At 70.3% G+C, this 12,792-nt stretch carries 13 protein-coding genes; 7 read left to right on the top strand and 6 right to left on the bottom strand.

Features of this window, described 5'->3' with window-relative positions:
• The first annotated feature begins 33 nt into the window (after positions 1–33).
• The 4 genes from ACFY8O_RS30935 to ACFY8O_RS30950 all read left to right on the top strand — a co-directional run bounded on the left by ACFY8O_RS30935 (position 34) and on the right by ACFY8O_RS30950 (position 2,611).
• A complete protein-coding gene (locus ACFY8O_RS30935) occupies positions 34–192 on the top strand; it encodes a DUF4177 domain-containing protein (protein WP_019992579.1) in 159 nt (52 codons plus the stop codon).
• On the top strand, positions 192–662 hold the full coding sequence (locus ACFY8O_RS30940) for a RidA family protein (protein WP_145809474.1): 471 nt from the start codon (positions 192–194) through the stop codon (positions 660–662). The genes ACFY8O_RS30935 and ACFY8O_RS30940 overlap by 1 nt, the downstream gene beginning before the upstream one ends.
• A 204-nt stretch (positions 663–866) precedes the next feature.
• A complete protein-coding gene (locus ACFY8O_RS30945; protein ID WP_387908242.1) occupies positions 867–1,784 on the top strand; it encodes an NUDIX hydrolase in 918 nt (305 codons plus the stop codon).
• Complete coding sequence (locus ACFY8O_RS30950) at positions 1,781–2,611, top strand: MBL fold metallo-hydrolase (protein WP_387908245.1); 831 nt, start codon at positions 1,781–1,783, stop codon at positions 2,609–2,611. Before ACFY8O_RS30945 ends, ACFY8O_RS30950 begins: the two co-directional genes overlap by 4 nt.
• Positions 2,612–2,739: 128 nt before the next feature.
• Here ACFY8O_RS30950 and ACFY8O_RS30955 read toward each other — a convergent pair whose 3' ends face one another.
• Positions 2,740–3,414: a Crp/Fnr family transcriptional regulator gene (locus tag ACFY8O_RS30955; RefSeq protein WP_014046869.1), complete on the bottom strand. Its 675-nt coding sequence runs from the start codon at positions 3,412–3,414 to the stop codon at positions 2,740–2,742.
• Between the two features lie 253 nt (positions 3,415–3,667).
• Between ACFY8O_RS30955 and nth the strand changes: the two genes are divergently transcribed.
• The 3 genes from nth (at position 3,668) to ACFY8O_RS30970 (ending at position 6,733) form a co-directional block, all read left to right on the top strand.
• Complete coding sequence (nth, locus tag ACFY8O_RS30960) at positions 3,668–4,510, top strand: endonuclease III (RefSeq protein WP_387908249.1); 843 nt, start codon at positions 3,668–3,670, stop codon at positions 4,508–4,510.
• A 188-nt stretch (positions 4,511–4,698) separates the two neighbouring features.
• A complete protein-coding gene (locus ACFY8O_RS30965) occupies positions 4,699–5,436 on the top strand; it encodes an NUDIX hydrolase (protein ID WP_387908251.1) in 738 nt (245 codons plus the stop codon).
• Positions 5,437–5,527: 91 nt separating this feature from the next.
• Complete coding sequence (locus ACFY8O_RS30970) at positions 5,528–6,733, top strand: MarP family serine protease (RefSeq protein WP_145809479.1); 1,206 nt, start codon at positions 5,528–5,530, stop codon at positions 6,731–6,733.
• A 282-nt stretch (positions 6,734–7,015) separates the two neighbouring features.
• On the opposite strand, the gene ACFY8O_RS30975 is transcribed toward ACFY8O_RS30970, so the two are convergent.
• The 5 genes from ACFY8O_RS30975 to acs all read right to left on the bottom strand — a co-directional run bounded on the left by ACFY8O_RS30975 (position 7,016) and on the right by acs (position 12,628).
• Positions 7,016–7,219, bottom strand: coding sequence for a hypothetical protein (locus ACFY8O_RS30975; RefSeq protein ID WP_145809480.1), 204 nt, complete (start codon positions 7,217–7,219; stop codon positions 7,016–7,018).
• A gap of 104 nt (positions 7,220–7,323) precedes the next feature.
• A complete protein-coding gene (locus tag ACFY8O_RS30980; RefSeq protein ID WP_387908256.1) occupies positions 7,324–8,301 on the bottom strand; it encodes an alpha/beta fold hydrolase in 978 nt (325 codons plus the stop codon).
• A complete protein-coding gene (locus ACFY8O_RS30985) occupies positions 8,298–8,846 on the bottom strand; it encodes a phage holin family protein (protein ID WP_387908258.1) in 549 nt (182 codons plus the stop codon). The genes ACFY8O_RS30980 and ACFY8O_RS30985 overlap by 4 nt, the downstream gene beginning before the upstream one ends.
• A gap of 39 nt (positions 8,847–8,885) precedes the next feature.
• Positions 8,886–10,289 carry a Na+/H+ antiporter NhaA gene (gene nhaA, locus ACFY8O_RS30990; RefSeq protein WP_387908261.1) on the bottom strand — a complete coding sequence of 468 codons (1,404 nt, stop codon included), beginning with the start codon at positions 10,287–10,289 and terminating at the stop codon, positions 8,886–8,888.
• Positions 10,290–10,660: 371 nt separating this feature from the next.
• A complete protein-coding gene (gene acs / locus ACFY8O_RS30995) occupies positions 10,661–12,628 on the bottom strand; it encodes an acetate--CoA ligase (protein ID WP_387908264.1) in 1,968 nt (655 codons plus the stop codon).
• Positions 12,629–12,792 lie beyond the last annotated feature (164 nt).

Genomic DNA, 12,792 nt, shown 5'->3' on the forward strand with positions numbered 1-12,792 from the left:
GAGGCCGCCTGTGCCAGGCATTACAGTCGGCTCATGACCAAGTGGGAATACGCGACCGTGCCCCTTCTCGTGCACGCGACCAAGCAGATTCTGGACACCTGGGGCGAGGACGGCTGGGAGCTGGTCCAGGTCGTTCCCGGCCCGAACAACCCCGAGCAGCTCGTGGCCTACCTGAAGCGGGAGAAGCCGTAGTGGCCGGCGCCGTCGAGGCGAAGCTCGCCGAACTCGGCCTGACGCTTCCGGACGTCGTACCGCCGCTGGCCTCCTACCAGCCGGCCGTGCGGTCAGGGGTGTACGTCTACACCTCCGGCCAGCTCCCGATGGTGGACGGCAAGCTCGCGGTGACCGGCAAGGTCGGCGCCGAGGTGACGCCGGACGAGGCCAAGGAGCTGGCGAAGACCTGCGCGCTGAACGCCCTGGCGGCCGTGAAGTCGGTCGCGGGCGACCTCGACCGGATCGCCCGTGTCGTGAAGGTCGTGGGCTTCGTCGCCTCCGCCGCCGACTTCACCGGGCAGCCGGGCGTGATCAACGGCGCGAGCGAGCTGCTCGGCGCCGTCCTGGGCGACAAGGGCGTGCACGCCCGCAGCGCCGTGGGCGTCGCGGTGCTGCCGCTGGACGCCCCGGTGGAGGTCGAGGTCCAGGTCGAGCTCGTCGACGCCTGAGCCCGCACCCCTCTGATCCCACACCTCTCTGATCCCGCCCGGTCCCGCGACCGGGCGGGATCACGCGTGTGCGGGGCCGTGCCGGCAGCCGGCCGACTGCGCGGACCGGAGGCCGCGCGGGCACGCGGCGGACTGCATGTACGGGGAAGACATCCGTGTCCGAGGCCCCTCGAACATCGGCGCGGTTCCGGATAGCCTCCGGCCATGTCCAACGGTCAGTGGTACCCACCGGAATGGCCCGCCCGGATCAGGGCCCTCGCCAGCGGCGAGCTGACGGCCGTGGTCCCCAGGAGAGCGGCCACGGTGATGCTGCTCCGGGACGACCCGCCGGAGGCCGGAACCACGGGTCCCGCCGTCCACATGCTGCGCCGGCGCACCTCCATGGCGTTTGCCGGGGGCGCGTACGCCTATCCGGGTGGCGGGGTCGATCCGCGTGACGACGACCACCTCGTGGGGTGGGCGGGTCCCTCCCTGGAGAGCTGGGCCGCGCGCCTCGGCGTGGACACCGCGGCCGAGGCACAGGCCGTGGTCTGCGCGGCGGTCCGTGAGACGTACGAGGAAGCGGGCGTCCTGCTGGCCGGGCCGACCGCCGACACCGTGGTGAGCGACACCACGGGCGACGACTGGGAGGCCGACCGTAAGGCCCTCGTCGCCCGGGAGCTGTCCTTCGCCGGGTTCCTGGAACGCCGGGGACTCGTACTGCGCTCGGACCTGCTGGCGGCGTGGGCCCGCTGGATCACCCCGGCGTTCGAACCGCGACGTTACGACACCTGGTTCTTCGTGGCCGCCCTCCCCGAAGGCCAGCGCACCCGGAACGCCTCCACCGAGGCCGACCGGACCGTCTGGATCCGCCCGGGAGACGCTGCCGACGGCTACGACCGCGGTGAGCTGCTGATGATGCCGCCCACCGTCGCCACCCTGCGGGCCCTGAGGCCGTACGGGACGGCCGGGGAGGCACTGAAGGCGGCTGATTCCCAGAACCTGGCTCCTGTGCTGGCAGAGGCCCGCATGGAGGGTGAGGAGCTGGTGCTGACCTGGCCGGGGCACGAGGAGTTCACCAAGCACGTACCGGCGGGCGGTCCTGCCCCCGCCGGGGGCGGAACGGACGGTGACCCCGCATGAGCGACGCGGCCGCACTGCCGGGCCAGCCCCGTGGCGGCGTCCTCTCCGGGCCGGCCACCGCACGCACGGTCAACGTCCTGGCGCCCAACGCCTCGGCGATGACCCTCGACGGCACGAACACCTGGATCGTCGCGGAACCGGACTCCGAGCTGGCCGTCGTGATCGACCCCGGGCCGCTCGACGACATACATCTGCGCGCCGTCGTCGACACCGTGGAGCGGGCGGGCAGGCGCGTCGCCCTCACCCTGCTGACGCACGGCCACCCCGACCACGCCGAGGGGGCCTCCCGCTTCGCCGGGCTCACGCGCACGAACGTGCGTGCCCTGGATCCCGCCCTGCGGCTGGGGGAGGAAGGGCTGGCGGCCGGCGACGTGATCACCACGGGTGGACTCGAGCTCCGGGTCGTGCCCACCCCCGGGCACACCGCCGACTCGCTCTCCTTCCACCTGCCCGCCGACGGTGCGGTGCTGACCGGCGACACGATCCTGGGGCGCGGCACGACCGTGGTCGCGCACCCGGACGGACGGCTCGGCGACTACCTGGACACCCTGCGGCGGCTGCGCTCGCTGACCGTCGACGACGGGGTGCACACGGTGCTCCCGGGGCACGGGCCGGTCCTGGAGGACGCACAGGGCGCGGTCGAGTTCTACCTGGCCCACCGTGCCAGCCGGCTGGCACAGGTCGAGACAGCTGTGGAGGCGGGCCACGGGACACCGGCCGAGGTCGTCGCCGCGGTGTACGCAGACGTGGACCGTTCCCTGTGGCCGGCCGCGGAGCTGTCGGTGCGCGCCCAGATGGAGTACCTCACCGAGCACGGCCTGATCTGATCCGGCCGCGCAGATGCGGGAAGGGCCCCCGGTGGGGGCCCTTCCACGTCTGTGCGGCTGTCTTCGCGCGCTCTTTCGGGCGAGGGCCGGTTCCGGCTGTCCCGGACGCCGTGCGCGCGGCGGAGGCGTCAGCGGGACCGCTTCGCCAGCCGCTCCACGTCCAGCAGGATCACGGCGCGCGCCTCGAGACGCAGCCAGCCGCGGCCCGCGAAGTCGGCGAGCGCCTTGTTGACCGTCTCGCGGGAGGCGCCGACCAGCTGGGCCAGCTCCTCCTGGGTCAGGTCGTGCACGACGTGGATGCCCTCCTCCGACTGCACGCCGAAGCGGCGCGACAGGTCGAGGAGCGCACGGGCGACGCGGCCCGGAACGTCGGAGAAGACCAGGTCGGACATCTGGTCGTTCGTCTTGCGCAGCCTGCGGGCGACGGCGCGCAGCAGCGCGGTGGCCACCTCGGGGCGGGCGTTCAGCCAGGGCTGGAGGTCTCCGTGGCCGAGGCCGAGAAGCTTGACCTCGGTGAGCGCCGTCGCGGTGGCGGTCCGAGGGCCCGGGTCGAAGAGCGACAGCTCACCGATCAGCTCACCGGGGCCGAGGACGGCCAGCATGTTCTCCCGCCCGTCGGGGGAGGTGCGGTGGAGCTTCACCTTCCCCTCGGTGACCACGTACAGCCGGTCACCCGGGTCGCCCTCGTGGAACAGCGCGTCGCCGCGCGCGAGGGTCACCTCACTCATCGAGGCGCGGAGCTCCGCGGCCTGCTCGTCATCGAGCGCCGCGAAAAGCGGGGCGCGCCGCAGAACGTCGTCCACGAGTTCTCTCCTTGTCGGCCTGTTCAGGGAAGCGTGGTTTCCATGATGCCGGACGGTAAAACAGTGCGATCGATCACAAACCAGTTTGACGCACGGGCGTGCCGGACCCTACGGCAGGGGGCCGATTGGGCGTGGATGCGCGGTGACCGGGGCGGATGTCAGCCCCTGGCTCTAGGCTGGCCGGGTGTCCGGTACGCCGGTGACAGCACAGGCCAAGGGGGCTGATGGGGTGTCGGGAGACAAGAATTCCGCCGTGGGCGAACAGGGTGTACGAAGTAGGAAAAAGGGTGCGTCCGGCTCGGGTGGTGCGGGGGCAGGCAAGGCAGCCAAGCCGGAGTCGCATCTCGCGATGGTGCGCCGTGCCCGCCGGATCAACCGTGAGCTCGCCGAGGTCTATCCGTACGCCCACCCCGAGCTGGATTTCCGTAATCCCTTCGAGCTCCTGGTCGCCACGGTGCTCTCGGCCCAGACCACCGACCTGAGGGTCAACCAGACCACCCCCGCTCTCTTCGCCGCGTATCCGACGCCGGAGGACATGGCCGCCGCCGTCCCCGACAAGCTCGAGGAGATCATCCGGCCGACCGGATTCTTCCGGGCCAAGGCACGCTCCCTGATGGGGCTGTCGGCCGCCCTGCGGGACGACTTCGGCGGGGAGGTCCCGGGCCGTCTCGCGGACCTGGTCAAGCTGCCCGGGGTGGGCCGCAAGACGGCCAACGTCGTCCTCGGCAACGCGTTCGGGGTGCCTGGCATCACGGTGGACACGCATTTCGGCCGCTTGGTCCGCCGGTGGAAGTGGACCGAGCAGGAGGACCCGGAGAAGGTCGAGGCGGAGGTCGCCGCGATCTTCCCGAAGAGCGAGTGGACGATGCTCTCGCACCGAGTGGTCTTCCACGGTCGCCGCATCTGCCACTCCCGTAAGCCCGCCTGCGGAGCCTGCCCGATCGCCTCGCTCTGCCCCGCCTACGGGGAGGGGGAGACCGACCCGGACAAGGCGAAGAAGCTCCTGAAGTACGAGATGGGCGGGTATCCCGGGCAGCGCCTCAGCCCGCCCCCGGACTATCCGGGCCGCCCCGCTCCGCCCCTGGGAGCCGGGTGAGCGGAGGAGTCCCCGGCGCCGGCGGCCGGTGTGCGCCGCCGGCGTCGGCTCACGTGGCACGGGCCTCCGCGCAGCGTGGGGAGCCCGTCGCGGGGCACGGGGATTCCCGGACGGGTGATCCGGACCCTCGTACGGTGCCGGGCGGAACGAAATGGCGGACGACAGGCGTTGGAACGACGGGGGTGCCCATGACGCACGCACAGAGCACACGGGCCGCGGCCGACGCGGCCACCACGGGAGGCAGCGCGCCGCAGGACACCGCGCTCACCGTCTCCGCCGAGGGCCTGCCCTCCTGGCTCGAGCCCGTCGCCCGGGCGGCGCGGACCGTCAGAGCTCAGCAGCTGAGCCGCTTCCTGCCGCCGGAGAACGGCGCGGGGCGCCAGTCCGCCGTCCTGATCCTCTTCGGTGAGGGCGAGCGGGGTCCTGAGCTGCTTCTGATGGAGCGTGCCGGCTCCCTGCGTTCCCACCCCGGCCAGCCGTCCTTCCCTGGAGGCTCACTGGACCCCGAGGACGGTGACCACGCCACCACGGGGCCGCTTCGAGCCGCCCTGCGGGAGGCCGAGGAGGAGACGGGACTCGATCCGAGCGGTGTGCAGCTCTTCGGGGTCCTGCCCAGGCTCTACATCCCGGTGAGCGGTTTCGTGGTCACGCCCGTCCTCGGCTGGTGGCGCACCCCGAGCCCGGTGGGAGTCGTGGACCCGGCCGAGACCGCCCGGGTCTTCACCGCCCCCGTGGCGGATCTCACGGATCCGGCCAATCGCGCGACCGCCGTGCATCCCAGCGGTCATCAAGGCCCCGCGTTCCTGGTCGAATCCGCTCTGGTGTGGGGATTCACAGCCGGGGTGATCGACAGGATTGTGCACTACGCGGGGTGGGAACGCCCCTGGGACAGGACCAGGCAGGTGCCGCTCGACTGGCGCGCATGACAGGCTGACTCCCGTGCTGCGCTGTTCCGGGCCTGGCCCGGACCCCGTCGAACCGGACGGGCCAGGTGACGAATCTGCGAGGCTATAGACGGTGAACGTGCTGGACATCCTGCTGCTCGTCGGCGCCGTGTGGTTCGCGGTCATCGGCTATCGCCAGGGCTTCGTCGTCGGCATCCTGTCCGTGATCGGCTTCCTGGGCGGCGGGCTCGTGGCCGTCTACCTGCTGCCGGTCATCTGGGACCAGATGACCGACGGATCGGAAGTCTCCTCGACCGCCGCCATCGTCGCGGTCGTGATCGTGATCGTGTGCGCCTCCGTGGGTCAGGCCTTCACCACCCATCTCGGCAACAGGCTGCGCCGCTACATCACGTGGTCACCCGCGCGCGCCCTGGACGCCACCGGCGGCTCCCTGGTCAACGTGGTGGCCATGCTCCTGGTCGCCTGGCTGATCGGCTCGGCGCTGGCGGGTACGTCACTCCCGACGCTGGGCAAGGAGGTCCGCAACTCCTCGGTGCTGCTCGGGGTCTCCCGGGTGATGCCCGATCAGGCCTCCAACTGGTTCACGGACTTCTCCTCGGTCCTTGCCCAGAACGGCTTCCCGCAGGTCTTCAGCCCGTTCGCCAACGAGCCCATCACCGAGGTCGAGCCCCCTGACCCGGCCCTGGTCGGCAGCCCGGTCGCCGCCCGCGCGAAGAAGTCGATCGTGAAGGTCGTCGGCATGGCGCCCGGCTGCGGCAAGGTCCTCGAAGGTACCGGTTTCGTCTTCTCCGACCGCCGTGTGATGACCAACGCCCACGTGGTCGGTGGCGTCGACGAACCCACCGTCCAGATCGGTGGCGAGGGCCGGCTGTACGACGCCAAGGTCGTCCTCTACGACTGGCAGCGGGACATCGCCGTCCTGGACGTCCCGGACCTCGACGCCCGGCCGCTGCGCTTCACCGACACGGACAGCGACGCGGAGAGCGGTGACAGTGCCATCGTCGCCGGGTTCCCGGAGAACGGCGCCTACGACGTGCGCTCGGCGCGCATCCGCGGACGCATCGATGCCAACGGCCCGGACATCTACCACCGGGGTACGGTCCGGCGTGACGTGTACTCGCTGTACGCGACGGTCCGCCAGGGCAACTCCGGCGGGCCCCTGCTCACCCCGGACGGCAAGGTGTACGGAGTGGTGTTCGCGAAGTCGCTCGACGACCCTGACACGGGCTACGCCCTGACGGCCGACGAGATCCGGCAGGACATCGAGCTCGGCAAGTCCAGCGTCCAGCAGGTCGACAGCCAGGGCTGCGCGCTCTGAGGGCTCTGCCGGGAGGCCGGCCCGCTGGTCGACCGGCAACGCGCTCGCGCGGGGAGCCGGAGCCTGACGGCCCTGTCGCTCCCGTGCGGCGGCCTGACGGCTCCGCACGCTCCCGTGCGGCGAGGAGTCCTGCGGCCGGGTACCGCAGGGCTCACGGGATCGCACCCGCCTGGCCTCGGGCTCAGGTGGCTTCCCGGTCCCGTCGGCGTGATGGCGCACCGGGAACCCCGGGCTCAGGAGCCCGGGGTCTCGTGTGCGGTGTGCGGTAGGGCGGTCTCTGGATCAGCCGCGGGGATGACGCAGCCGCGCCGACACCCAGCGGGCCCTTCGGTGGAGGATGCGCGGAATGCCCAGTCGCAGCTCATGGAAATCACTCACATCGTGCACCCGGCTCGGAGAGCCGCCCCCCTCGTGAATGCTCGGACCAGCAGGAGCGGTCGAGCGGCGGTTGCGTGCTGCGTCATTGAAGTCGCGCGTCCAGCCCATACCCCGACGTCTGCCCGTGACCCAAGGTCGGTAATCGCGTGTGAGTCAGCCAATTGGCTTATGCGGCAGGCAATTGGCTGTTCGTCGGACATGTGTGCCCGTGACTACCGATCCGGCTCAGGATCCTTGAGCCAGTTGATGAGTTCGGTCGAGAACCCGACCGGATCCTCCTCATGGGGGAAGTGGCCCAGACCGTCGAAAAGTCGCCACCGGTACGGTGCCTCGACGTACTCGCCCGACCCCGCGGAACTACGCGTCCGGATCGCCGGATCGAGCGATCCGTGCAAATGCAGCGTGGGCACACGCACGGGCCGCTTCATCCGCCGGTTGAACTGGACGCCGTCCGGACGGGCCAGCGAGCGGACCATCCACCGGTACGGCTCGATCGAGCAGTGCGCCGTCGAGGGGATGCACATCGCGCGCCGGTAGACGTCCACGGTCTTGTCGTCGGGGAAGTCGGGGGTACGCGGCCCGGACCAGTCGTGGATCAGCCGGCCCACCAGTGCGGCGTCGTCCGCGACGAGTTGCCGCTCCGGGACCCACGGCCGCTGGAACCCCCAGATGTGGGAGCCGGCCCGGGACTGTGCGAGGTCGGAGAGCATGGACGAACGCCAGCGGCGCGGATGCGGCATCGACGACACCACGAGCCGCCGCACCAGCTTCGGCCGCATCACGGCGGCCGTCCAGGCGAGGTACCCACCCATGTCGTGCCCCACCAGAGCGGCGTCGGGCTCCCCGAGCGAGCGGATGACGCCGGTGACGTCGAGTGCCAGGTTGGCCGGGTCGTACCCCCGGGGCGTACGGTCACTGCCGCCGACCCCGCGGAGGTCCATCGCGACCGCGCGGTATCCGGCGTCCGCCAGGGCGGTCAGCTGGTGGCGCCAGGTCCACCAGAACTGCGGGAAACCGTGCAACAGCAGCACCAGCGGTCCGTCGCCGAGCTCGGCGATGTGGAACCGTGCGCCGTTGGCCGCCACATCGCGGTGGGTCCAGGGGCCGTCCAGGCGGACGGGGCCGCCGGAGCCGGCCGCCGGTCCCAACGGCCCTACCGGGCCGGATGCGCTGTAATCAGGGTCGGTCATGTGGACGAGCGTGTCACAGAGACCGCCTTGTCCTGGACAGGACGGTTCTCGATGGCCTTGTCCGTGAGCGAGCTGCCCTGGGCCCGCTCGATCGCGACGGTGGTGACGGCCGGGCGGGGGTGCGGCTTGACGCCCTGAAGGACCGCTGCGGTCTGCTTGGCCGAGGCGATGGACTTCTCCGGCGGCTTGACCTTCTTGAACTTGGCCAGTCCGAACAGGGCCAGCAGGATGCCCAGCAGGATGAACGCGCCCCCCACGATCAGGAACGACCAGGCGAGACCCAGCCCGAGGTTGTGGATGCCGTACGCCGCCGCGAAGCTCAGAACGGGGATCGCGAAGAGGATCAGTACACCCGTGACGATGAACGCCACGCTGCCGATCACGCCGCGCTTCACGTCCTGACGCACCTCGGCCTTCGCCAGGGCGATCTCGTCGTGTACCAGGGCGGACATCTCGGCGGTCGCCGTAGCGAACAGCTGTCCGAGACTACGGTCGGTGCTGCCCGCGTACGTGCCGGTGCCCGCGTAGTTGCCGGGGTCGCTCATCCCTGACTCCCTCTCCTCTTCCGTACATCCGATGTCAGATCATGCCGGACTGTCCGGCTTGCTGCTCGCTGCCCCCGCCCGTTCGGCAAGGCGGCGGTGCTCGGCGGCCTTCTTCTCGTGGATCGCTGCCATCCGCAGGTGGTACTCCGGGTCGTCCTGCTCGTAGATGTCGGGAACCCCTGATTCGTCCGCGTCGAGTTCCTCGGCCGCGTACAGCGCCCTGTATCTGCGTACCCGCAGTTTGAGCAGTACACCGGAGAGTACGGCGGCAATGAGGGAACCGACGAGGACTGCGGCCTTGACCTCGTTGATCATGTCCTCGTCGCCCTCGAAGGCGAGCTCCCCGATGAGCAGGGAAACGGTGAACCCGATACCGGCCAGCGTGGCCACCGCGAAGACGTCCGCCCAGGCCAGGTCCTTGTTGAGTTCGGCCTTGGTGAAGCGGGTGATGATCCAGGTGCCGCCGAAGATACCGATGGTCTTGCCGGCCACCAGGCCGAGAACCACTCCCAGTGTCTCGGGCTGGGTGAAAACACCCGCCAGGGCATCGCCCTTGAGGGTGACACCGGCCGAGAAGAGTGCGAACAGCGGAACCGCGACACCCGCCGACAGGGGGCGTACCAGGTGCTCGATGTGCTCGCCGGGCGAGTGCGCCTCACCCTCACGCCTGGTGCAGCGCAGCATGAGTCCCATGGCGACACCGGCGATGGTGGCGTGGACCCCGCTGTTGTACATCAGACCCCAGATGACCAGCGCGAGCGGGAGGTACACGTACCACCCCTTCACCCCCGTGCGCAGCAGCACGTAGAACACGACCAGGCCGGCGAAGGCACCGCCGAGCGCCAGGAAATCGATGTTCTCGGTGAAGAAGACGGCGATGATCAGGATGGCGAAGAGGTCGTCGACGACGGCGAGCGTCAGCAGGAAGGCCCGCAGGGCAGCCGGCAGCGAGGTGCCGATGACCGCGAGCACGGCGAGCGCGAAGGCGATGTCGGTGGCGGTGGGGACGGCCCAGCCGCTGGTGGAGCCGTCTCCCGCCATGGCGGTCAGCATGTAGACGACGGCGGGTACGGCCATGCCGCAGAGCGCTGCGGCGACCGGCAGGGCCGCCGCCCGCGGATCGCGGAGTTCGCCGGCGACCAGTTCACGCTTGAGTTCGACGCCTGCCACGAAGAAGAAGACGGCGAGCAGTCCGTCGGCCGCCCAGTGAGCCACCGAGAGGTCGAGCCCCAGCGCCTCGGGGCCGAAGTGGAAGTGGCTGACGGCCTCATAGCTCGAGCCGAAGGTGTTCGCCCAGATCAGCGCGGCCACGGCCGCCACCAGCAGGATGACGCCGCCGACCGTCTCGGTGCGGAGCGCCTCGGCGACGTAGTTCCGCTCGGGCAGGGGCAGCCGGCCGAACAGGGTGCCGCGGTTGTCGGACGGGGGTGTGGGCGTGGCCACGGGGGGACCTCCGGGTCGGGTTGCGGTGGTGGTGGCATGGCGGTGTCACATGCCGACCAGACTTCCCGGCGCCCCTGTGGAGATGTCCTGTGTGATTGTCCGTGGTGACGGGCCGTCCCACGTGCCCGCGCCGGCGTGCGTACCGCTCCGAAGTACGTCCGCCCGTGCGATCCATGTGCGATGTGCCCGTGCCGACGTGCTTCGCCAGACGTGCTCCGTCGACGAAACCACCACTCTACCTGGGGTCTCGAAACGGTATCCGGATCCGGTGCCGCCTGCCCGGAGGCGTGCGGACGTCCCTCACCGGACGCTCCGAGGGGCACCCGGTGGTACCGGATGCCCCTCGGAGCCGTGCCGTGGCCGCTCTCGTCTCAGTCCTCGGAGGACGCGGCGGGCAGCTGCGTCTGGATGAGGGCCATGACCGACGAGTCGGTGAGGGTCGTGACATCGCCCAGCTCACGGTTCTCGGCGACATCACGCAACAGGCGGCGCATGATCTTGCCGGACCGGGTCTTCGGCAGCTCGGCCACCGGGAGGACCCGCTTGGGCTTCGCGATGGGCCCGAGGGTGGCGCCGACGTGGTTGCGCAGCTCGGCGACGAGCTCGTCGGAGGCGGTGGCGGTGCCGCGCAGTATCACGAAGGCCACGATGGCCTGCCCGGTCGTCTCGTCGTTGGCACCGACCACGGCTGCCTCGGCGACCGCCGGGTGCGACACGAGGGCCGACTCGACCTCGGTGGTCGAGATGTTGTGCCCCGAGACGAGCATGACGTCGTCGACCCGGCCGAGCAGCCAGATGTCGCCGTCCTCGTCCTTCTTGGCGCCGTCACCGGCGAAGTACTTGCCCTCGAAGCGCGACCAGTAGGTGTCGATGAAACGCTGGTCGTCGCCCCAGATGGTGCGGAGCATCGACGGCCACGGCTCGGTGAGGACGAGGTAGCCGCCCCCTCCGTCCGGCACCTCCCGGGCCTCGTCGTCGACGACGGTGGCGGAGATCCCGGGCAGGGCCCGCTGTGCTGAGCCCGGCTTGGTCGCCGTCACGCCGGGCAGCGGAGAGATCATCATCGCGCCCGTCTCGGTCTGCCACCAGGTGTCCACGATGGGGCACGTGTCGGCGCCGATGTGCTTGCGGTACCAGATCCAGGCCTCGGGGTTGATCGGCTCACCGACCGAACCGAGGACACGCAGAGACGAGAGATCGAACTTGGCGGGGATGTCGTCTCCCCACTTCATGAACGTACGGATCGCGGTCGGCGCGGTGTAGAGGATCGTGACGCCGTACTTCTGGACGATCTCCCAGAAGCGGCCCTGGTGGGGCGTGTCCGGGGTGCCCTCGTACATCACCTGGGTCGCGCCGTTGGCCAGGGGGCCGTAGACGATGTACGAGTGCCCGGTCACCCAGCCGATGTCGGCGGTGCACCAGTACACGTCGGTCTCGGGCTTGAGGTCGAAGACCGCGTGATGGGTGTACGCCGCCTGGGTCAGGTAGCCACCGGAGGTGTGCAGGATGCCCTTGGGCTTACCCGTGGTCCCCGAGGTGTAGAGGATGAAGAGAGGCTGTTCGGCCTCGAAGGCCTCGGGGGTGTGCTCGGTCGACTGCCTGGCCGTGATCTCGTGCCACCAGACGTCCCGGCCCTCGGTCCACGCCGTGTCCTGGCCGGTGCGCCGCACCACCAGGACGTGCTCGACGCTGTCGATTCGGGAGACCGCGTCGTCCACGGCGGGCTTCAGCGCGGAGGGCTTGCCCCGGCGGTAGCCGCCGTCCGAGGTGATGACGACCTTGGCGTCGGCGTCCTGGATGCGGGCGGCGATGGCGTCCGCGGAGAATCCGCCGAAGACCACCGAGTGGGCGGCACCGATCCGGGCGCACGCCAGCATCGCTACGGCTGCCTCCGGGATCATCGGCAGGTAGACGGCGACCCGGTCGCCCTTGCCGACACCGAGTTCGGTGAGGGCGTTGGCCGCGCGGGAGACCTCGTCCTTCAGCTCGGCGTAGGTGATCGCACGGCTGTCGCCGGGCTCGCCCTCGAAGTGGATGGCGACCCGGTCGCCGTTCCCCGCCTCGACGTGGCGGTCCACGCAGTTGTACGCGACGTTGAGCTTGCCGTCGGCGAACCACTTCGCGAAGGGCGGGTTGCTCCAGTCGAGTGTCTCGGTCGGCTCCGTGGCCCAGGTCAGGCGTCGGGCCTGCTCGGCCCAGAAGCCCAGCCGGTCCGCCTCGGCCTGCTCGTACGCCTCCACGGTCACGTTGGCGTTCGCGGCCAGATCGGCAGGCGGTGTGAACCGCCGCTCCTCCTTGAGCAGATTGGCCAGGCTTTCGTTGCTCACGACATCTCCCATTCCCAGGGTGTCCGTTGTGTCCCGGGGGACAGCTCATCAGGCCACAGGCCAGGTGACAAGTGCCTGCCGGAAATTGGTTTAGACCTATTCTCGTGTTACGGAGTCGAGGTCCCGCTTCCGCCGGCAGCGGAGTGCGGTGCGAAAGCGGGACCACAAGGTCTCAC

The organism is Streptomyces argenteolus (genome assembly GCF_042902585.1).
Classification (GTDB): Bacteria; Actinomycetota; Actinomycetes; order Streptomycetales; family Streptomycetaceae; genus Streptomyces; species Streptomyces argenteolus.

Coding starts and splice junctions, on each gene's coding strand:
- ACFY8O_RS30935 (WP_019992579.1), top strand. CDS start 34: ATGACCAAGTGGGAATACGCGACCGTGCCCCTTCTCGTGCACGCGACC.
- ACFY8O_RS30945 (WP_387908242.1), top strand. CDS start 867: ATGTCCAACGGTCAGTGGTACCCACCGGAATGGCCCGCCCGGATCAGG.
- ACFY8O_RS30950 (WP_387908245.1), top strand. CDS start 1,781: ATGAGCGACGCGGCCGCACTGCCGGGCCAGCCCCGTGGCGGCGTCCTC.
- ACFY8O_RS30965 (WP_387908251.1), top strand. CDS start 4,699: ATGACGCACGCACAGAGCACACGGGCCGCGGCCGACGCGGCCACCACG.
- ACFY8O_RS30975 (WP_145809480.1), bottom strand. CDS start 7,219: ATGGGCTGGACGCGCGACTTCAATGACGCAGCACGCAACCGCCGCTCG.
- ACFY8O_RS30980 (WP_387908256.1), bottom strand. CDS start 8,301: ATGACCGACCCTGATTACAGCGCATCCGGCCCGGTAGGGCCGTTGGGA.
- ACFY8O_RS30985 (WP_387908258.1), bottom strand. CDS start 8,846: ATGAGCGACCCCGGCAACTACGCGGGCACCGGCACGTACGCGGGCAGC.
- acs (WP_387908264.1), bottom strand. CDS start 12,628: ATGGGAGATGTCGTGAGCAACGAAAGCCTGGCCAATCTGCTCAAGGAG.